The following is a 20,087-nucleotide window of genomic DNA, read 5'->3' as shown; positions in this document are numbered from 1 at the left end:
GCCGGTCCGGCGGTCACTGCCAGCGGTTACCGGTGAGCTTCTCGTAGACGTCGACGTAGCGGGCCCGGGTCGCCTCGACCACCTCGGCCGGCACGTCCGGGGCGGGGGCCTGCTTGTTCCAGCCGCTGCCGGTGGCCCAGTCCCGCACGTACTGCTTGTCGTAGGAGAACTGCACCCGGCCCGGCTGGTACGACTCGGCCGGCCAGAACCGCGACGAGTCGGAGGTGAGCAGCTCGTCGGCGAGGACCAGCGTGCCGTCCGGCGCCCAACCCAGCTCGAGCTTGGTGTCGGCGACCAGGATGCCCCGGTCGGCGGCCAGCTCGGCGCCGCGCCGGTAGACGTCGAGGGTGATCTGCCGCAGTCGCTCGGCGGTGGCCTGACCCACCTTGTCCACCACGTCGTCGTACGTGATGGGCTCGTCGTGCTCACCCGCCGGGGCCTTGCTCGACGGCGTGAAGATCGGCTCGGGCAGGATCGACGCCTCGCCGAGCCCTCGCGGCAGTGGCACGCCGGAGACCGCGCCGGTCTGCTCGTACTCCCGCAGGCCGCCACCGGTCAGGTAACCGCGAGCGACACACTCGACCGGGACCATGTCCAGCCGCTGGCAGCGGATGGCCCGCCCGGCGAACTCGGCGGGCACGTCGGTGGCCGAGATGACGTGGTTCGGCACCAGGTCGGCGAGCTGCTCGAACCACCAGAGCGAGAGCGCGGTGAGCAGGCGACCCTTGTCCGGGATCGGCGTCGGCAGCGCCACGTCGTAGATCGAGATGCGATCCGAGGCCACCAGGATCAGGTCGTCGCCGTCGGCGTAGACGTCCCGGACCTTGCCCGAGTGCAGAAGTTCCACGCGCCCTAGTACACCACGCGACAGTGGAAGGGCCCGATTCGACCACCCGGCCGAGGGTGACCGGACGGACGTTGACACCTTCGTGCGCTGCCTGCGTGAATGGTCCGACCGCCGCCCCCGTAGGTCCAGGAGAGCCCCGTGCCCGTTGTTCGACCCCCGCTCGACCGCCTCGGCGCCGACCCGGGCCGGCGCCGCCTGCTCAGCGCGCTGCTCGGCGCACCTCTGCTCGCGTCGGGCGGGCTGGCGGCGTGCAGCGACGGCGCCGCCACCTCGACCCAGGACGGGCCGGTCGAGCTGTCGGTCTTCTGGTGGGGCGGCACCAAGCGGGCCGAGCTCACCGAGAAGGCGCTGCGGCTCTACTCGGACCGCAACCCCCGGGTCACCTTCCGGGTCACCTGGCAGGGCGCCGACGGCTACTACGACCGGCTGGCCACCCAGGCGGGCGGCGGGAACGTACCGGACCTGATCCAGATCGACGACGCCATGCTGACCGAGTACACCCAACGTCAGGTCATCCTCGACCTCACCGACCAGGCCGCCAACAACCACCTGGATCTTCGGGGCCTGCCGGAGGGCCTGATCCGCTACGGCACGGTGGAGGGGCGGACGATGGCGGTGGCCGCCGGGCAGACCCACGCCGTCGTGGTGTTCAACCGGGACCTGCTGCGGGAGCTGGAGGTGCCGGAGCCACGCGCCGGGATGACCTGGCCCGACTACATCTCCTGGGCCACGCAGGTCACCGAGGCCAGCGACGGCCGGGTGGCCGGCACGATGGACGGATCGGGCGACTACCGGGCGCTCTGGCTCTGGCTGCGGTCGCAGGGCGGCGAGTTCTACCGGGGCAACCAGCTCGGCTTCGGCGCGGACGAGCTGATCGCGTGGTTCGAGCTGTGGCAGCGGGCCCGCAGGGGGCGGGCCACGCCGAGCGCGGCGCTGGTCGAACAGGCCGACAGCGGCGAGCCAGCCCGGCAACTGGTGGTGAACGGGGCGACCGCCGCGTCCTTCGCCTGGTCGCACCAGCTACCGGAGCTGCAACGACTCACCGAGTCCGAGTTGGGCATCGTCGGCTTCCCCGGCCCTTCGGGGGCTCAGTGGGCGCGGGCGTCGATGTACTGGGCGGCGTTCAGGGGCACCCGCCATCCGGACGCGGTGGCCGACGTGATCAACTTTTTGACCACCAATGGTGAGGTCGGCACCGTCCTCGGCCACGAGCGTGGGCTGAACCCCAGCGCCGCGGTCCGCCGCTACGCCGAGGGCAGCATCACCGACCCGGCCGAGCGACGTGCCGCCGCGTTCGGCGCCAGCATCGCTGACCTGCTCGGGCCGGCGCCGGCGCCGCCACCCAAGGGGCACGCCAAGGTACGCACCCTGCTGGTCACCGCCGCCGAGCGCATCCGCGTCAAGCGCGACGGCACCCGCGAGGCCACCGCGCGCTTCCTGTCCCAGGCCATCGCGGCCCTGGCGGTGTGAGCACCGGCGGCCGGCCCGGAGCCGGCCGCTGGTGACCTGTCGGCCCTCCGGCCCGGTCAGCGCGGCGGGCCACCCCGGCGATTGCGCATCAGACGCAGCACCAGGAACACCACGATCGCGACCACCACCAGGCAGCAGAGCAGCGGGAGCACCCCGAAGCCGCCGCGGCCCCGCCGCCGGGCGGCCTCCACCACGAGTTCGCCCGTGCCCGTGGACGCCCAGGCCGCCACGGGCACGAAGACCGCCAGTACGACCGCACCGAAGACCGCGCTCAGGCGGCCCCACCACTTACCGAATGAAGACATGTGCCCATCCTCGCCGAAGGGCGCAACCTCGGCACGTCGGTCCACGCCGAATCACGGAACCGGGATCGTCCGGAAGCTCTCCGGCCAGCGCGCAACGTGCTCGCAACGTCCCGGCAAAGACGATGATCTTTACATGAATCTCGTGAGGTGATCGGATTCGCCTCATGGTCAACTCTGTAGACAGTGCGCGGATCTCTCGCACCCGAAGATCCGCGGCGGCAGCGGTCGGCGTCACCCTCGTCGCCGCACTTCTCACCCCCGCGGCGGCGCACGGCGCCCCGCCGCCCACACCGCCGCCGACGAGACCCGCTCCGAGCGGCAACGCGGATCGCGCACCCGTCACGGTCACGCTGATCACCGGCGACCGGGTGACGGTGACCCCGGGCGTCCACGGCGCGACCCCCTCGGTGGACGTCAAGCGCGCCCCCGGCGCCACCGGCTCGGTGCGCATCTCCACCGAGGGCGGGGACACCTACGTGTACCCGGACGAGGCGCTGCCCTACCTCGCCACCGGTCGACTCGACAAGCAACTGTTCGACGTCACCCAACTGATCGCGCAGGGCTTCGACGACGCGCGGACCGCCGAACTCCCCCTGATCGTCACCCGCACGACGGGTTCGGCGAAGCTCAGGACCGGCACCACCCTGCCGGGCGCGCAGACCACGCTGGAGCTTCCCTCCGTCCGGGGTGAGGCGATCCGTACCCGCCGAGCGCAGGCCGCTGACTTCTGGTCGGCCCTCACCGGTGGACCGCTGCCGATCGGCCGCAGCGCTGCCACCACGGGCCCCTCCTTCACCGCCGGCGTCGACAAGGTGTGGCTCGACGGCAAGGCGAAGGCCACCCTGGCCGACACCACCGCCCAGATCGGCGCACCCGCCGCCTGGGCCGCCGGTGGCACCGGCAACGGTGTCCGGGTCGCCGTCCTGGACAGCGGCGTGGACACCACCCACCCGGATCTCGCCGACCGGGTGGTGGCCTCCCGGAGCTTCATCCCCGGCCAGGACGTGATCGACCGGAACGGGCACGGCACCCACACCGCCTCCACCGTCGCCGGGACGGGCGCCGCCTCCGGCGGCAAGGAACGGGGCGTGGCCCCCGACGCCGACCTGGTGGTGGGCAAGGTCCTCGACGAGTACGGCAGCGGGTCGATCTCCGGGATCATCGCGGGCATGGAGTGGGCGGCGCGGGCCGAGCACGCCAAAGTGATCAACATGAGCCTCGGCGTGAGCGCGTGGCACACCCAGGACGACCCGCTGAGCCAGGCCGTCAACCAGCTGACCGCCGAGACGGGCGCGCTCTTCGTCGTCGCCGCCGGCAACAGCGGACCAGATCCGTACACCCTTGGCGCGCCGGGCACCGCGGACGCTGCGCTGACCATCGGCGCGGTGGACACCTCCGACCACCTGGCGGACTTCTCCAGCGTCGGTCCCCGGATGAACGACGAGGCCCTCAAGCCCGACATGACCGCTCCCGGGGTGGACGTGCTGGCGGCGCGCTCGCAGCACATCCCCTGGGGGGAGGGCTACTACTACCTCAACAGTGGCACCTCGATGGCCGCGCCCCACGTCGCCGGGGCGGCCGCCCTGCTGGCGCAGAAACAGCCGACCTGGAGCGCGCGCCAGATCAAAGACGCGCTGATGAGCACCAGCGTCCGCACGCCCGACTACAACGCCTACCAGGCCGGTAGTGGTCGGCTGAACGTGGCCGCCGCCTACCACCAGGACCAGGTCATCGCGACCGGATCGGTGGACGCCGGACTCGTCAGGTGGTCGCCGGGCAGCACACCACAGCCGATCAGGCGGACGATCACCTACACCAACACCACGGACAACCCGATCACGTTGGAGCTCTCCGTCGAGCGCGGCGCCTCCCCCGCACAGACGTTCACGGCAACCACCGACCGGGTCACCGTGCCCGCTCGGGCCAGCGCGACGGCCGACGTCGTGGTGGCCCCGGCCGGCCTTCCCGCCGGCAGGTACTCCGCCCAGGTCGCGGCCCGGTTCGCGGCCGGCGAGGTGCACACGGCCGTCGGGGTCGCCGTCGAGTCCAAGAAGTACGACCTCACCCTCCACCTGAAGGACCGCGCCGGCCGGCCGATGAGCGGTGAGGTCGAGGTCGTCAACGCCGAGACGGGCTCCGCGTTCATGTGGGTGCCGGACGGGAAGCTCACCGCCCGGTTGGCGCCCGGCTCCTACACCGTCGTCGCGACGGCGGACGTGGAGGGTCTGCACGGGCCCCGCTCCCTCGGGCTCGCGATGCTGACCGCACCCGAGGTCGACCTGACGACCAACCGGGTCGTGGAACTCGACGCCGCGCGGGCCCGCCAGGTGAAGGTGGCGACACCCCAGCCGACCGCCGTCGTCAACAGCAGAATCGACGTCTACCGCTCCTTCACCTCGAGCGAGCCGACACCCACCGACTGGAGCGCCCTCCGCGAGACCTTCTGGCCGGGCGCCGCCTACGACAGCCTGTGGGCCCTGCCCACCGGGGACAAGGTGAAGAAGGGCAGCTTCGTCTTCACCACCCGCATCCGCGCCGAGCAGACGCCGCTGGCGATCAGCTACCACGGCCGGCACCTCAGCGACCCGCTCGCGCAACCCGGTTCCCCGCCGCTGCCCGACGGCACCTCGCGCCTGGACGCGGCCTTCGCGGGCGTCGGTGGCACCGCCGACTACGCCGGCCTCTCCGCCCGGGGCAAGGCCGTGGTCGTCCGCGGCAACGACTCGGTGACCCCCACGGATCAGGCAGCGGCGGCGCACACCGCCGGTGCGGCGATGCTCGTCGTGGTCAACGACCGGCCGGGCCGCAAGAGCGACTGGTACGGCAACCCCGACGCCGTGACGACCGGACCGATCCCGGTGGCCTCGGTGACCATGGACGACGGCGAGGCGCTGATCCAGAAGATCACCGCTGCGGGTCGCAACCCGGTACGACTGGTCGTGGTCGCCCACCCCAGGGCGACGTACCTGTACGACCTGGTGGACTACCACCGTGGCGGGGTCCCGAGGGATCCGTCCGCCAGGACCGACCCGCGCAACCTGGCCCGGATCGATCTCACCTTCTCCCCGCCCCCGGGGAAGCAGTCCAGCGAGACGCGGATGGACTTTCCCCCGTACGAGTACGCGGCGGCACGCCCGTTCCCGTTCGAGCCGGTCGCGCCGGGGCCGCGTACCGACTGGGTCTCCGCGGGTGGCGGCGTCAAGTGGATGCAGTACGCCGACGTCGCCGACTGGGCGCGGTCCAACACCGAGGCCATCGCCTACCGGCCGGGCAGTGTCCAGAAGGACCGCTGGTTCGGGCCCATCACCCGGCCACGGCTGCTCAGCACCGAGATCCCGTTCCGTGGTGAGACCGCCATGAGCGCCTACATCCAGGGTTTCGGCGACGCGGGTGCCGCACACAGCGGCGGGGCCAGCATGTCCCAGATCGCCACGTTCTACCAGGGCGAGAAGCAGCTGACCCGGTTCGACGGCTGGCCGGAGGTCGGCGCGGGTGACCTGTCGCCGGAGAAACTGCCGTACCGGCTGGTCGTCGAGACCAAGGGCAAGCCCGAGTTCAGCCCGTACTCGACCGCCACGCACACGGAGTGGAGCTTCGTCTCCGGCGGCAGCACCGAGGTGCAGGCCATCCCGCTGGTCCAACTGGACTACGGGACGGACGTGGACCTCGCGGGTCGGGCGAAGCGCCGCACCGACTTCGCGATCATGCCCGTGGTGGTGGGCAGCGCCGCGGCTCGGGACGCCGTGTCGTCGCTCCAGCTGGAGATCTCCTACGACGACGGGGCGACCTGGCAGCGGCAGGAGCTGAAGGAGAAGAAGGGCAGCTGGCAGGCGTCTGTGAACGCGCCGCACCGGGCCGACTTCGTGTCGATCCGGGTCACCGCCAAGCAGCGCAACGGTGGCGGCGTCACCCAGACCATCACCCGGGCCTTCGGCCTGCGGTAGAACCCTCGGGGGCCGGTGCCGTGGCGGTGCCGGCCCCTTCGGGGCCCTCGCCCCAGCTGGCGGTAAAACAAGTCCGGCCCCCACACTGTGGGGGCCGGACTGCTATCACTTTCAGTGGTAGCGGGGACAGGATTTGAACCTGCGACCTCTGGGTTATGAGCCCAGCGAGCTACCGAGCTGCTCCACCCCGCGTCGACTGGTTAAGACTAACCCACCCGTTCTGGGCGATGATCACCGGGGTCACCAACCGCTGCGGGCACCCGTACCCGACGATGCCCAACGTGCCGGACAATGTCGAAAGCCCGCCCCGGCGTTCCCGGGACGGGCTTTCTCTCGTAGCGGGGACAGGATTTGAACCTGCGACCTCTGGGTTATGAGCCCAGCGAGCTACCGAGCTGCTCCACCCCGCGTCGGCTCGATAACCGTAGCGCACCGACCCGGGACACCGCAAAGCGACGCCGATACCACTCTCGCCGACAGCCCTGACCTGGGCCGTTGTCAGTCGAGCCAGTTCTCGATCGCCGTCACCGCCCGTCGGCTGTCCGCGTCGACCTGAGACCGGACGGCTGCCGTGTGCTCCCAACCCTGCTCCCAGAGCACCGTCACCACGTCGCCGATCCGGACCACCCGGACCAGCCGAACCTCGTCCGTGCCCGGTTCGCCCATCCCGTCCGGCATCGGGGCGCGCATCTCGAACAGCACCGACTCGTCCCCGTACCCCACCGACGTCAACAGCCGCTGTCGCCACGTCCTGCCGTCGTCGGGCAGCTTCTGGTCGGGGCAGCCGCGCACGGCCTGCCGCAGCTCCCGTAACGCGTCGTCGGCACGGCCCGCCCGGTAGATGGTGATGGTGTGCCGGTAGCTGCCGTCCGGCACGTTCCCCGTCGGCGTCTCCGGCAACTTGTACGCCAGATACCGGCCACGACGCTGAACCGTCGCCGAGTCGCTGGGCAGCCGCGTGCCGCAGAGCGTCGGCAGCACCGGGCCCCCCGCCCGTGACTCCAAGCCGGTCCGGTTCGGAGCAGCCAGCACGAAGAACGCGCGGTCCGGAATCGAGGTGGGCGGCTGAGGTGCTGCCGCGCTGGTGGCCGGCTGCGAGGGCGTACCGCTCGGGGTGGTACTCGGCGGCGGCGACGAGGGCGTCGACGCCGGGGTCGGCGTGGGTGACGGCCGGGGAGTCGCCTCGGTCGGCACCGGGCCAGGGGTGCCGGCGGGCGGCGGCAGCGGTGCGGAGCCGTCCGCCGGGTACGCCAGTCGGCCACCGACGGCCACCCCGCCCACGAGCAGCACCACCGCGAGCGTCGAGCCGGCGATCCGGGCTCGGGCCCGCCGGTCGGCGAACCGCCGAAGCGACTCGGGGTGGGTCAGCTCGTGGGCGTCCGCGACGGTGCTGAGCGACCGGTACAGGTCAGCGAGTTCAACTGACATCGTTCGCCTCCAACTCCACGGCGCAGAGGTCGGGCAGCAGCGCGGCCAGCCGGGACCGACCTCGGGACAGCCAGGACTTCACGGTGCCGACCGGGACGTCGGTCTCCCGGGCGATCTCCTCGACGGACATGTCGAAGAGGTAGTGCAGGGCCAGCGCCTGCCGGTGCGTGGCGGGCAGCTGCCGGAGCGCCCCGACCAGGAGCACCCCGTCTTCGCTCGGCGGAGGTGCGACCGCCGGTGGTCCGGTACGGCTCAGCACCACCCGCCAACGGTGCAGACGCCGCCAGCGGTCGGTCGCCAGCCGGGCCACCACGAGCCGCAGCCACGCCTCCGGCGCCGGATGCGACGACAGTCGCCCCCACTGCCGCCAGGCCCGGGTGTACGCCTCCTGCACCAGGTCCTGCGCCTCGCTGTGGTCGCCAGCTACCGCATAGCCGTACCGCACCATCCGCCGCCCGGTGCTGCGGTAGAAGTCATCGAAGCTCTGCGCGTCCCGCACGGTCGCCCCCCCTCGTTCCCACCCCGTCGCAATGAGGACGGCGGACCGGCGTCGCAGGTTGCGGGGCTGGGGGGTGCTGTCGGTGACGTGACAGATGCGCACAGATCAGGACACGGCAGAGCCCCCGCCGTTCGGACCTGACGCGGTCCGGACGACGGGGGCTCGGCGAGGTGACTCCGTGGGTGGCGGGTCAGCCGCCGGCGCTCGGGCTGGCACCCGGCGCACCACCCGTGCCGGCGGCCTGCTGCGCCTGTTGGAACGCGGTGAGCGCCTCGTCCAACGCCTTCAGCGCCCGCCCGTACCGCTCGAAGTCGCCGGACGTCTGCGCGGCCCGGACCTCGGTGATCGCGGTCTGCACCCGGTCCGCGGCGGCAGCCAGGTCACCGGTCGGCGGTGGGGTGCCGGCGCTCGGGGTCGGCGTCGGCGTCGGCGGTGGCGTCGCCGTCCCCGAAGGCGTCGGCGTGGGCGTCGTCGGGTTGCCCCCGGTCGTCGGTGGCGGCGACGTGCCCTGCCCAGCCTTCTTGCCCTGCTCGACCAGCTGCTTGATGCCGTCGTTGATGTTGTCGGCGAGCGCCACGAAGGAGCCACCATCACCGTACGAGAGCAGCACCTTCTGCAACAGCGGGTACGCGTCCTGCTGGTTGCTCTTCACGTAGACCGGCTCGACGTAGAGCATCCCGTCGGCGAAGGGCAACGAGAGCAGGTTGCCGTACTGCACCTGCGCCTGGTTGCTGGAGAGCAGGTTGAGCTGCTGGCGGATGTTCGCGTTGTTCGTCATCTGCTGGTGCACCTGCACCGGGCCGGAGATCCGGGTCTGATCCGGCAACTCCAGCACCTCCAGCCGGGGCTTCCCCTCGACGTACGACCCGGAGATCAGCGCCGCGAGGTTCTGCCGGCCGTTCGGGGTGACCGCCGAGGTGAGCTGGAAGCGGGGGCTCTCCTGCCCCGGGAACTGGGTGAACAGGTAGTACGGAGGCTGCTTCTGACCGCTGTCCGGAGCGTCCGGCACGTTGGGAACCTGCCAGAAGTCCTGCGCGGAGTAGAAGTCACCCGGGTTCGTCACGTGGAACTTGGTGAGCAGGTTGCGCTGCACCTTGAACATGTCCGCCGGGTAGCGCAGGTGCTCGCTCAGCTCGACCGGGATCTCCGCCTTCGGCAGCACCAGGTCACCGCCGAACGCCTTGTTCCACGCCTTGAGCACCGGGTCGGTGTCGTCGTACTCGTAGAGCTTCACCGTGCCGTCGTACGCGTCGACGGTGGCCTTCACCGAGTTGCGCATGTAGTTGACGTCCTCCCGGGCCAGCTGGAAGGTGCCCCGGTTGGTCAACTCGTCGGTGGTCTCGGTCTGCAGGTTGACCTTCTCCGCGTACGGGTAGGAGGCCGCCGTGGTGTAGCCGTCCACGATCCACTGCACCCGACCGTCGACCACTGCCGGGTACGGGTCGCCGTCCAGGGTGAGGAACGGCGCGACCTTCTCCACCCGGTCGCGCGGGTTACGCACGTAGAGCAGCTTGGAGTCCTTGTTGACCGCCTCGGAGAGCAGGAAGTTCGACTCCTGCTCCTTGATGGCGTACAGCAGTCGCCGGGTGAAGGAGCCGATCTCCACACCGCCCTCACCGGTGTAGGTGTAGGACTCGCCGCCGCCCTCACCGACCGGCCGGTCGAACTCGGCCTTCTTGTTCGGGTCGGACTGCCCGACGATGGCGTAGTCGTCGGCCGCCATCCGCTCGCCGTAGTAGATGCGCGGCTGCTTGGCCGGGATCTGCTCGGTCTGCGAGGAGCACGCCTCCTGGGTCTTCTCGCCGAGGAAGCCGGAGACGAAGAACGGCTGCCCGCCGCAGACCACCTGGTTGCCCGGGGCGGCCACCAGCCCGTACCCGTGGGTGTAGACGGTGTGCCGGTTGATCCAGGTGTTCTGCTGGTCGGTCAACTCGCCGTAGTTGATCTCCCGGACGCCGACCACGTAGTCGGAGACCTTGCCGTTCACCCCGTACCGGTCGATGTCCAGCTTCGGACCGAAGTCGTAGAAGCCACGCACCTGCTGGAGCTGGGTGTACGTCTCGCTGACCAGCTGTGGGTCGAGCAGCCGCACGTTCGACACCACCGAGGTGTCGGTGGCCAGGTTCGCCGGTGGGGTGAGGTTGTTCGCCGCGTACGGGGTCGTCTCGGTGGCCCCCAACCCGAACGCCGCCCGCGTCGCGTCGATGCTGCGCTGGATGTACGGCGCTTCCTTGTCCTTGGCGCTCGGCTTGACCTCGAAGGTCTGCACCGCCCAGGGGTAGATGCCGCCGATGGCCACCGCGGACACGCCGAGCAGCGCCAGCGAGATCCCCGGCCAGACCAGGTTCCGCATCCAGGCGTTGGAGAACACGATGATCGCGATCGCCACCACGATCGAGATGTAGGCGAGGATCTCCTTCGCCGGCAGCAACGCGTTGACGTCGGCGTAGCCGGCGCCGTACAACTTGGCGCCCTCGTTGTACTCCAGCAGCATGGCCCGCCGGTCCAACACGTACGCGATCGCCTTCAACAGCACGAAGACCGCGACCAGGGTGCTCAGGTGCGCGCGGGCCGCGTTGCTCATCCGGTCGCCGACGCCCTGCAGGCGAACCCCGCCGAAGAGGTAGTGCACCGCCAGCGCGCCGATCACGGCCAGCACCACCGCGGTGAAGGCGACCCCGAGCAGGTAACGCCAGAACGGCAGTTGGAAGACGTAGAAGCCGATGTCGACCCCGAACTCCGGGTCCTTGATGCCGAAGTCACCGCCGTTGCGGAAGAGCAGCCACTGGTTCCACCGGTTCTGCGCGGAGAGACCGGCGAAGAGCCCGACCACCGCGGCGGTCAGCGAGATCCAGGTGCCGAGACGCGGGCTGAGCGCCATCCGGTAGCGCTCCAGGGTGGCCTGCTCCACCGAGTGCGGACGCAGTCGCGGGCGCAGCCGGTAGGCCAGCCACAGGTTGCCACCGACGATCACCGCCATGCCGAGGCCGATGGCGAGGAAGAGCACCAGGCGGGTGAGCAGGACGCCGGTGAAGACCTCGGTGTATTGGACCTCGTCGAACCAGAGCCAGTCGGTCCACGCCTGGACACCCCAGCCGAGCAGGGTGAAGAGCACGAAAACCCCGACCAGGACGGCGATCGTGACGCGCCCGCGCCGGCTCATCCTCGGAAGGGGGCTGCTGCTACGCATGACCACTGTTGGCTCCGCACGCTCGATATGATCGGCTCCGACCAGGCACCCAGAGTACGGGGTGTTCCTGAGCGTGTCGGGGCACGGTCACACCGGTCAGCAACGCGTCGGCTGACCGCCCGCGCGCAACGTCTCCAGAGCGGTCATCGCCTCGTCCAACGAGCCCACCCGCAACAGCGGCAGACCGGGCTGCGGATTGCGGACCGCCTCGGCGCAGTTGTCCGCCGGCACCAGAAAGACCTTGGCCCCGGCGCGCTTGGCGCCGACCAGCTTCTGGGCGATTCCGCCGATCGGGCCGACGGCGCCCTCGTCGTCGATGGTGCCGGTGCCGGCGATGATCTGGCCGCCGGTGAGGTCGGCCGGGGTCAACTTGTCCACGATCCCCAGGGCGAACATCAGACCGGCGCTCGGCCCACCGATGTCCCCCAGGTCGATGCCGAGCGTGAACGGGTGCGGCTGCTGCTGATCGATCTCGACACCGATGCGCGGTCGGCCGTCCTGCTCCTGACTGGTCACCGTCGCGGTGGCCGGCACGCCGTCGCGGGTGTAGCCGATGGTCAACGCCGTGCCCGCCGGCTTGGCCCGGACCAGCTCGGTGACCTTCGCGGCCACCGGCACCGGCTGGCCGTCGACCGAGGTGATCAGATCGCCGGCCTTCAGCGCCCCGGCCGCCGGGCCGTCCCCGGCCACCGTCTTGATCACCACCTGCACCGGGAAGCCCAGCTCCCGCAGGGCGGCGGTCTCCGCGCTGGTCTGCGACGCCTTGAAGTCCTCGGCGTTGCGCTGCTCGACCTGCTCCGTCGACTCCCCCGGCGGGTAGACCAGCTCGCGCGGCACCACCGCCTCGTCGTCCGAGAACCAGCCCGCGATCGCCCCACGCAACCGCACCGTGGGCTGCACCCCCACCGTGGTCAGCCGCAACTGGCCGGCCGAGGTCGAGGTTTCCCGACCGGAGACCTGGATGACCTCCTTGCCGTCGGTAGTACCGAGGGTGTTGACCGTCGGCCCCGGGCCCAGCACCACGTACGGAATCGGCACCCGGAGCACCCCGATGCTCAGCAGGGCGGTGAACAGGGCACCGAGCAGGACCGTCAGGCCACGACGTCTCATGCCGCAGAGCGTACCGACCGGGTACGCCTCACCCGCCGGATGCGCCGCGCGACTTCGCCCTCAGCGCAACGCCAGCGGCGGCTACCTGGGGCGCGGTCCGCGTACCGTAGATGTCGTGCCTGATATTCCGTTCGGTTTCGCGCTCCCGGGTGGGCAGCCACCAGACCCCAACGATCCCGCGCAGATGCAGCAGTTCATGTCGCAGTTGCAGCACCTGCTCTCCGCGCCGGGCAGCGGGCCGGTCAACTGGGACCTGGCCCGGCAGGTAGCAGCCAGCCAGCTCGCGGCCGCCGGTGACCCGGCGGTGTCGATGTACGAACGCAACGCGGTCGAGGAGGCGCTGCGCCTCGCCGACCTGTGGTTGGAGCCCGCCTCGGCGTGGCCCTCCGGCATCCAGAACCCGGTTGCGTGGAACCGCAACGAGTGGATCTTCAAGACGCTGGACGTGTGGCGCAAGCTGTGCGACCCGGTCGCCAGCCGGATGGTCGGCGCGATGGGCGACCTGGTGCCACCGGAGGCGCGCGCCCAGCTCGGCCCGATGCAGTCGATGGTGGCCTCCCTCGGTGGCGCGCTCTTCGGCGGCCAGCTGGGCCAGGCCCTCGGTTCGCTCGCCGCGGAGGTGCTCTCCGCCGGCGACATCGGGCTGCCGCTCGGCCCGGCCGGCACGGCCGCGCTGATCCCGGCCAACATCCGGGCGTACGGCGAGGGCCTGGAGCTGCCCGAGGACGAGGTCCGCCTCTACGTGGCGCTGCGCGAGGCGGCCCACCAGCGGCTGTTCCAGCACGTCCCGTGGCTGCGTGGGCATGTGCTCAGCGCCGTCGAGATGTACGCCGCGGGCATCCGGGTCAACCGGGAGGCGATCGAGGAGGCGATGGGCCGGGTCGACCCGACCGACCCCGAGTCGATGCAGGCGATCGCCCTGGAGGGCATCTTCACCCCGGAGGACACTCCGGCGCAGAAGGCCTCACTGGCCCGTCTGGAAACCGCACTCGCCCTGGTCGAGGGCTGGGTGTGCCACGTCGTGGACAGCGCCGCCAGCGACCGGCTGCCCAACGTCGTCCGGTTGGGCGAGGCGTTCCGCCGTCGCCGGGCCGCCGGCGGTCCCGCCGAGCAGACCTTCGCCGCGCTGGTCGGTCTGGAACTGCGCCCTCGCCGGCTGCGCGAGGCCGCGGCGCTCTGGGCCGCGCTCACCCAGCACCGTGGCATCGAAGGCCGCGACGCGGTCTGGGGCCACCCGGACCTGCTCCCGTCGGACGACGACTTCGCCGACCCGGTCGCCTTCGCGATGAACGACATGGACCTCAGCGAGCTGGACAGCTTCGACTTCACCGCCCCCGGCGGGGTGGAGGAGAAGGCCCCCGGCCAGTCGGATCAGCCGGGTCAGCCCGGCGAGCCCGACGGCGACGGCGACGCCAAGTCCTGACGTCCGCGCAACGACGGCCTGCGCCCGGGTGCCCGCAAGATCGACAGCGGGCACCCGGGCGCGTTCGGCAGTGCGCCGGATGGCCCGGTGCCGAGCGGCCGGGAAGAGACCCCGCGCGGCGGTTCAGCCGGGTCGGCCCGACCCGGAGAGCAGGGCGCGGGTCGCTTCCCAACCCTCGAAGGCCGGGTCCAGCGTGGCCAGGTCAGCCGGGCCGCGCAGTCGTCGCCAGCCCGCAGTGACCGCCACGTCACCCGGTCGCGGGGCGTTGGCGCGCGCCACAGCCGGCGTCGCCGTATCCAGCTCCAGCGTCGGTAGCCAGTCCGGCGCGGGCAGTCGTACCGCGACTCCGAGCAGACCCGGGCCGCCGCCCTCGACCGGAGCCACCGCGACCGGTCGGGTGGTGAGTGGGCGGAGCAGCTTGCCGACGGTCAACGCGGGCAGGTCAGGCACGTCACTGACCAGCACGGCCGCTTGGTCGTACCCGTCCAGCGCGGCGAACACGGCGTTGGGCGTCGGCTCGGCCACCTCGTACACCGCCGTGCCGGGCCACACCAGCGCATCGGCCAGAGCTCGGTCGGCCGGGGTCACCGCGACCGCGACCTCCACCTCGTTGAGCGTGGCGAACAGGTCGATGACGTCTTCCGCGAGAGCCGCTCGCCACTGCGCCAGGTCGACACCGGGCGGCGACCAGTGCACCGGCCCGAGCAACGCCACCACCACCCGTCGCGCCATCCCCCGACCCTAGCGCCCCACCCCATACAGCCACCCCACCCGGCCCACCTACCTGAGCCGGGCTCGGCGGCATGATCGACTCGGTTTCATGGAAGTCGCGGTGTCCCGGAGCCCTCAACAGCGCGGTATTCAGGAACGCGAGTGAATTTCGGCGCGCGGCGCCCCGAAGGCGCGGGCCGGAGTGTGGGTCAGGTGGGGAGTGGGGCGCAGGAGGCGGCGGCGACCCCTTCGAGGTAGCCGCGGGCCCGTTCCGCCTTGGGGTAGCGACCGACCAACGCCCAGAACCGGGCGTTGTGGCTGGGCACGATGAGGTGCGCCAGCTCGTGCAGCAACACGTAGTCGATCACCCAATCGGGCATCTCCTGGACGCGGTGCGAGATTCGGATGCTGCGGTCCGCCGGCGTGCAGGAGCCCCACCGGCCGTTCTGGTTGGTGACCCATCGGACGCTGGCCGGCACCGCCTTCGTGGCGTACCCGGCGAGGTAGAGGTCGATGAGCCGGTTGGCGCGGGCGAGCAGCTCGGCGTCGGAGCGGGCGAGGCGCCCCTCCCGGGCGGCGAGCCGGGCGAGCATCCGGTCGACCCACTCGCTCTCCTCGGCGCGGGAGAACTGGTCGGGGATGAGGACGACCACTCGCTCACCGTCACGGTACGCGGACACCGTGCGTCGTCGGCGCTGGCTGCGCCGCACCTCGACGACCGGCTTGCGCGTCCCCGCCATCACTGGCCCGCGCAGCCTCGACTACGTGTCACGAAGGAAAGCTAATGCGTACTGACCAGGGGTCCGCAAGGGTCAACCGCACGACACGCGCCCAGAAAATGGTGATTGGTCGCCAGGCGTCCCGAAAATTTCTTGACCGCGGCGCCATCGCGCCACCTCGTCACCCTTCGTGAAGGCGGATGACGCCGGTACGCGGCACCTCCCCACCGTAGGTGATCACCGTCCCGAATGCCGCTGCGGGGGCACTCGCACGGGTGGCTGTCAGGGTTTGGTCGGCGTGTCCCCGCCAAACTGACTTATCCGACCTATTTCGCCATGCACACTCTCGACGTCGACTTGCTCACAGTGTCGATGCACAGCTGACATGGAACTGCCCAGACCTGGGTAGGGTCCGCGGACCAGCGGTCACGAAGGTGGCCGCGGAGTGAGACCCAGCGCCGGCGCCCCGTGTGGCCCGCCGCCGGGCACCCCGCCGGGACGGCATTGACCGGCGGACGAGACGAGGAGGGCACCGTGGCCGACCAGGCCCAGACGACCTACAACGGTTACTGCGTGAAGTGCAAGGAGAAGCGGGACTTCGAGGGGCACGTCGAGGTCTCGAAGACCGGAATGAACATGGCCAAGGGCAAGTGCCCGGTTTGCGGAACAACAGTGAACCGCATCCTGGGCAAGGCCAAGGTCTGACCCGAACGGGTGAACGGGGGCGGGGTGGCCGGTGGCCACCCCGCCCCCGTTGCCGATCGAGAGTGCGGTGCCAGCGGCGTCGGTAGTCCTGTCGGGTGGCCGACAGCAGGGACAGCGGGCTGTGGAAAACCCGTCAAATCCTGTGGATAGCGCTGGACAGCGGCCTGGCCACCTGTGGACAACGATCGACTGAACGCGAAGATGTGGTCACGATTCGTGACCATGAGCCGCTCCGCGCTGCCCCGCCCCACCCTGCTGCCCGGCCTCAGCCGGCTCTGGCGGGACCGGCACACCCTCCAACTCGGCGTCGGCCCCGGGCCGGCCGTCCTGCTGGAGTTGGCCAACCCTCGCGCCGCGCATCTGCTCGACCTGCTCGACGGCACCCGCAGCGAGCGCACCGTGCTGGCCCAGGCGGTGACCGCCCAGGTCAGCGCCGACGACGCGCGTACCCTGCTCGACGCTTTGCGGGCCGCCGGCCTGTTGGTGCCCGCGCACAGCCTGCTCCCCCGCGACCTGACCGGCCCGGTCCGTGCCCGGCTCGCGGCGGAGGCCGGCGCGCTGGCCCTGGCCACCGCCCGACTGCCCGGCACCCCCGCCCAGGTCCTGCGTCGGCGGCGGACGGCCCGAGTCCTGCTCACCGGCGCCGGGGCGCTCGGCGGGCCGCTCACGGTGGCGTTGGCCCAGTCCGGCGTGGGGCAGGTGATTCCCCAGCTCACCGGCCCGGTACGCCCCGTCGACCTGATCGGCACGGGCATCCCCGCCAGCGAACTGGGTCGTCCGCTGGCACCGGCGGTGCGGGCTGCGGTCAACCGCGTCGCACCGGGCACCGGCACTCACCCGAGCCGCGCCGGGCGGATCGACCTGGTGATCCAGCTCGGCACGGACCGGCCTCCCGCGCTGCTCGCCGCCGGTCTCGCCCAGCGCCGGCAGCCGCACCTGCTGGTCACGTTGCGCGAAGGCGTACCGGTGATCGGGCCGTTGGTCCGCCCACCCGCCGGGCCCTGCCTGCACTGCGTCGAGCTGCACCGGGCCGACCGCGACCCGGACTGGCCGCGGCTCGCCGCTCAACTCGCCGCCGCCGACCCGGTGGCCGCCGTCACGACCGGCACGGTGCTCGTCGCCTGCGGGTACGCGCTGACCGAGGCGCTGACCCAGCTGGACGGAGGTCAGCCGGAGACGCTGGGTGGTGCCATGGAGATCACCGGGGCCGGCCGTTTCCGTCGTCGGGGTTGGCCGCCACACCCGGCGTGTGGGTGCTCGCGAGGCCGAGTGTCCGCACCAGCCCGGCCGCAGAGCAGCAGCGGGGCCCTCCGGTCGGTAACAATGACCGGGTGACCGACATCCCGCGCCGCGCCGTGTCCCGCACCGCCAAGCTCGCCGCCCTGCCGCTCGGCTTCGCCGGCCGGACCGTTCTCGGGATGGGAAAGCGCGTCACCGGGCTCGCCTCCGACGTGATCTCCGCGGAGATTCAACAGCGCACCGCCGAGCAGCTGTTCAGCGTGCTGGGCCAGCTCAAGGGCGGGGCGATGAAGTTCGGCCAGGCGCTGTCGGTCTTCGAGGCGGCGTTGCCGGAGGAGATCGCCGCGCCCTACCGGCAGGCGCTGACGAAGTTGCAGGAGGCCGCGCCTCCGCTGCCGGCCGCCAGCGTGCACAAGGTGCTGGCCGAGCAGCTCGGCCCCGACTGGCGGGACCTGTTCGTCGAGTTCAACGACGTCCCGGCCGCCGCCGCCAGCATCGGTCAGGTGCACCGGGCGCGCTGGCGCGAGCCGGGGTTCGACGAGTCGGGGGCTCCGAACAGCCGCGATGTGGCGGTCAAGATCCAGTATCCGGGGGCCGGCGACGCCCTGCTCGCCGACCTCAAGCAGCTCTCCCGACTGGGCGGGATGTTCCGGGCCATCCAGCCGGGCCTGGACGTCAAGCCGCTCCTCGCCGAGCTGCGCGAACGGATCACCGAGGAGTTGGACTACGAGTTGGAGGCCGAGTCGCAGCGCACCTTCGCGGCCGCGTACGCCGACGACCCGGAGATCTACATTCCGGAGGTGGTGAACGCCTCGCCCCGGGTGCTGGTCACCGAGTGGGTGACGGGCACACCGCTGGCCGACATCATCCGGGAGGGCACCGAGGAGGATCGGGACGAGGCGGGTCGGTTGATGGCCACCCTGCACCTCTCCGCGCCCCAGCGGGCTGGGCTGCTGCACGCCGACCCGCACCCGGGAAACTTCCGGCTGCTGCCCGACGGTCGGCTCGGGGTGATCGACTTCGGTGCGGTGGCCCGGATGCCGGAGGGCACCCCGGAGCCGATCGGTCGTATCGCCGCGATGGCCCTGCGCGGCGATGCCGACGAGGTCGTGGCGGGGCTGCGGTCGGAGGGGTTCATCGGCTCGGCCGAGGAGATCGACGCCGAGGGGGTGCTCGACTTCATCCGCCCCATGCTGGAGCCCATCGCGGCGGACGGCTTCCGGTTCACCCGGGCCTGGCTACGGGCCGAGGCGGGTCGACTGGCCAGCCCTCGCTCCCCCACGTACCAGCTGAGCAAGCGGCTCAACCTGCCCCCGTCGTACCTGCTGATCCACCGGGTGACGCTCGGGTCGATCGGGGTGCTCTGCCAGTTGGAGGCGAAGGCGCCGTACCGGAGCATCCTGGAGCGCTGGCTGCCCGGCTTCGCCCCGGTCGCCTGACGACGTCGAGGCCCGGTCGCCTGAGGGCATGGGGAAGGGCGGGTGCCGGTCGGCACCCGCCCTTCTGCGTGGGGTGGTACTAGAGAACGCCCAGGTCGCGAGCCGCCTGGTTGCGGCCGGTCATGGCGACGGTACGGGCGGATCGGGTTGCCTCAGTGCTCGTGGTGGTACGACCGGCCTGAGGCCGGCGCATTCGAGCCCGGGTCAACGCTTCGTGGAGTAGTTGCATCTCGAAGGCTCCACTCGGAACGTTCAACATCGTTTTCTCACTCACTGCCGGTGTGCCACCGGCGTAGTTGGTACGGGTCGGGAACATGTCAGGCTGCCAGCCGGACCGCGCCACGCACCTCGGACAGCCCACTGGCCGCCAGGCGCGCCTCGGCCTCGACCCGAAGCTCGGCGTCACGAGCGACGTCCTCCTTACGCGGACGGCCACGGGGCCGCTTACGCGGGACAACCGCGCCACGCTCGAAGATCTCGCCGCCCCAGACGCCCCACGGCTCCGCTCGCTCAACGGCTCCGGCCAGGCACTCGACGCGCAGCGGGCAGTCCCCGCAGAGCGACTTGGCCAGCTCGAGCTCGGTGGGCGAGTCGGAGAACCACAGGTCGGGGTCGAACTTCCGGCAGGGCAGGTTCGCCTCCATCTCGACGCTCATGTCGAGGGGGGCCAACGCCAGACTCATCTCCCGGTCACCTCTCTCTCACTTCGATCTCGTGGATCGCATTCCGACGTACTTACGGCGGGCAAAAAACTGAGGCCGCGGATCCCGGTAAGCGGGTTCCGCGGCCTCGAGGTGAGCCGGAGTCTGATGGTCAGACCGGTTTACCTCGAGGTGGAACGCCGCGGACATCCATGCGCTTCTTGGCGACCTGGATGCCATTGCCCGTGAAGCCACTGGTCCCCTCGACTCCAGCGGGCGCGACGGTCAGGATCAGCTCGGCCTGAACCTGGTGCACCTGCGGAACCGACGGTCGTGCAGCCGTAAGGGCCACCCGGACAGCCGACAGCGGAGCGCAGACAGACGGCATCGCCGCCAGACGCTCATAGGTGAAGATCT

At 71.2% G+C, this 20,087-nt stretch carries 16 protein-coding genes and 2 tRNA genes; 6 read left to right on the top strand and 12 right to left on the bottom strand.

The features are described from left to right. Positions 1-13: 13 nt before the first annotated feature. The gene (locus AC5L30_RS20225; protein ID WP_494869091.1) at positions 14-847 is read right to left on the bottom strand and encodes a phosphoribosylaminoimidazolesuccinocarboxamide synthase; all 834 of its coding nucleotides are present in this window, start codon (positions 845-847) and stop codon (positions 14-16) included. A gap of 138 nt (positions 848-985) precedes the next feature. Between AC5L30_RS20225 and AC5L30_RS20220 the strand changes: the two genes are divergently transcribed. Then, positions 986-2,317, top strand: coding sequence for an ABC transporter substrate-binding protein (locus tag AC5L30_RS20220; protein WP_494869089.1), 1,332 nt, complete (start codon positions 986-988; stop codon positions 2,315-2,317). Between the two features lie 56 nt (positions 2,318-2,373). Here the strand turns inward: AC5L30_RS20220 and AC5L30_RS20215 are convergent, their stop codons facing one another. Continuing rightward, positions 2,374-2,622, bottom strand: a complete 249-nt coding sequence (locus AC5L30_RS20215) for a hypothetical protein (RefSeq protein WP_396709684.1) — start codon at positions 2,620-2,622, stop codon at positions 2,374-2,376. Positions 2,623-2,786: 164 nt separating this feature from the next. On the opposite strand from AC5L30_RS20215, the gene AC5L30_RS20210 reads away from it, so the two are divergent. Continuing rightward, positions 2,787-6,566, top strand: a complete 3,780-nt coding sequence (locus tag AC5L30_RS20210; RefSeq protein ID WP_494869087.1) for a S8 family serine peptidase — start codon at positions 2,787-2,789, stop codon at positions 6,564-6,566. A gap of 115 nt (positions 6,567-6,681) precedes the next feature. Here the strand turns inward: AC5L30_RS20210 and AC5L30_RS20205 are convergent. The 6 genes from AC5L30_RS20205 to AC5L30_RS20180 all read right to left on the bottom strand — a co-directional run bounded on the left by AC5L30_RS20205 (position 6,682) and on the right by AC5L30_RS20180 (position 12,793). Then, positions 6,682-6,758 (bottom strand) — tRNA-Met (locus AC5L30_RS20205). A gap of 144 nt (positions 6,759-6,902) precedes the next feature. Then, positions 6,903-6,976: transfer RNA gene (locus tag AC5L30_RS20200), tRNA-Met, on the bottom strand. 88 nt (positions 6,977-7,064) lie between these two features. Continuing rightward, positions 7,065-7,994, bottom strand: a complete 930-nt coding sequence (locus AC5L30_RS20195) for a hypothetical protein (protein WP_494869085.1) — start codon at positions 7,992-7,994, stop codon at positions 7,065-7,067. After that, on the bottom strand, positions 7,984-8,493 hold the full coding sequence (locus AC5L30_RS20190) for a SigE family RNA polymerase sigma factor (RefSeq protein WP_494869083.1): 510 nt from the start codon (positions 8,491-8,493) through the stop codon (positions 7,984-7,986). Before AC5L30_RS20190 ends, AC5L30_RS20195 begins: the two co-directional genes overlap by 11 nt. Before the next feature lie 190 nt (positions 8,494-8,683). Next, positions 8,684-11,683, bottom strand: coding sequence for a UPF0182 family membrane protein (locus AC5L30_RS20185; protein WP_494869081.1), 3,000 nt, complete (start codon positions 11,681-11,683; stop codon positions 8,684-8,686). Positions 11,684-11,779: 96 nt separating this feature from the next. Beyond that, positions 11,780-12,793, bottom strand: coding sequence for a YlbL family protein (locus AC5L30_RS20180; RefSeq protein WP_494869079.1), 1,014 nt, complete (start codon positions 12,791-12,793; stop codon positions 11,780-11,782). A gap of 115 nt (positions 12,794-12,908) precedes the next feature. Here AC5L30_RS20180 and AC5L30_RS20175 point away from each other — a divergent pair, with 115 nt between their 5' ends. Beyond that, positions 12,909-14,216 carry a zinc-dependent metalloprotease gene (locus AC5L30_RS20175; protein ID WP_494869078.1) on the top strand — a complete coding sequence of 436 codons (1,308 nt, stop codon included), beginning with the start codon at positions 12,909-12,911 and terminating at the stop codon, positions 14,214-14,216. A gap of 123 nt (positions 14,217-14,339) precedes the next feature. Here AC5L30_RS20175 and AC5L30_RS20170 read toward each other — a convergent pair whose 3' ends face one another. After that, positions 14,340-14,948, bottom strand: coding sequence for a hypothetical protein (locus AC5L30_RS20170; RefSeq protein ID WP_494869076.1), 609 nt, complete (start codon positions 14,946-14,948; stop codon positions 14,340-14,342). Positions 14,949-15,136: 188 nt separating this feature from the next. Further along, positions 15,137-15,667, bottom strand: a complete 531-nt coding sequence (locus tag AC5L30_RS20165; RefSeq protein WP_494869075.1) for a M48 metallopeptidase family protein — start codon at positions 15,665-15,667, stop codon at positions 15,137-15,139. Positions 15,668-16,180: 513 nt separating this feature from the next. Between AC5L30_RS20165 and AC5L30_RS20160 the strand changes: the two genes are divergently transcribed. The 3 genes from AC5L30_RS20160 (at position 16,181) to AC5L30_RS20150 (ending at position 19,029) form a co-directional block, all read left to right on the top strand. Continuing rightward, positions 16,181-16,351 carry a DUF5679 domain-containing protein gene (locus AC5L30_RS20160; protein ID WP_167457767.1) on the top strand — a complete coding sequence of 57 codons (171 nt, stop codon included), beginning with the start codon at positions 16,181-16,183 and terminating at the stop codon, positions 16,349-16,351. A 222-nt stretch (positions 16,352-16,573) separates the two neighbouring features. Beyond that, a complete protein-coding gene (locus AC5L30_RS20155) occupies positions 16,574-17,686 on the top strand; it encodes a TOMM precursor leader peptide-binding protein (protein WP_494869074.1) in 1,113 nt (370 codons plus the stop codon). Beyond that, the gene (locus AC5L30_RS20150; RefSeq protein ID WP_494869072.1) at positions 17,683-19,029 is read left to right on the top strand and encodes an ABC1 kinase family protein; all 1,347 of its coding nucleotides are present in this window, start codon (positions 17,683-17,685) and stop codon (positions 19,027-19,029) included. Before AC5L30_RS20155 ends, AC5L30_RS20150 begins: the two co-directional genes overlap by 4 nt. Before the next feature lie 317 nt (positions 19,030-19,346). Here AC5L30_RS20150 and AC5L30_RS20145 read toward each other — a convergent pair whose 3' ends face one another. Beyond that, positions 19,347-19,712 (bottom strand): WhiB family transcriptional regulator, encoded by a 366-nt coding sequence (locus AC5L30_RS20145; protein ID WP_030490434.1) that lies wholly within the window; start codon positions 19,710-19,712, stop codon positions 19,347-19,349. Positions 19,713-19,842: 130 nt separating this feature from the next. Continuing rightward, entirely contained in the window at positions 19,843-20,058 is a 216-nt protein-coding gene (locus tag AC5L30_RS20140) for a hypothetical protein (RefSeq protein ID WP_210786474.1), read from the bottom strand. Between the last annotated feature and the right edge of the window lie 29 nt (positions 20,059-20,087).

The organism is Micromonospora sp. BQ32, from assembly GCF_059358895.1.
This window is presented reverse-complemented; position numbering and strand designations above follow the sequence as displayed.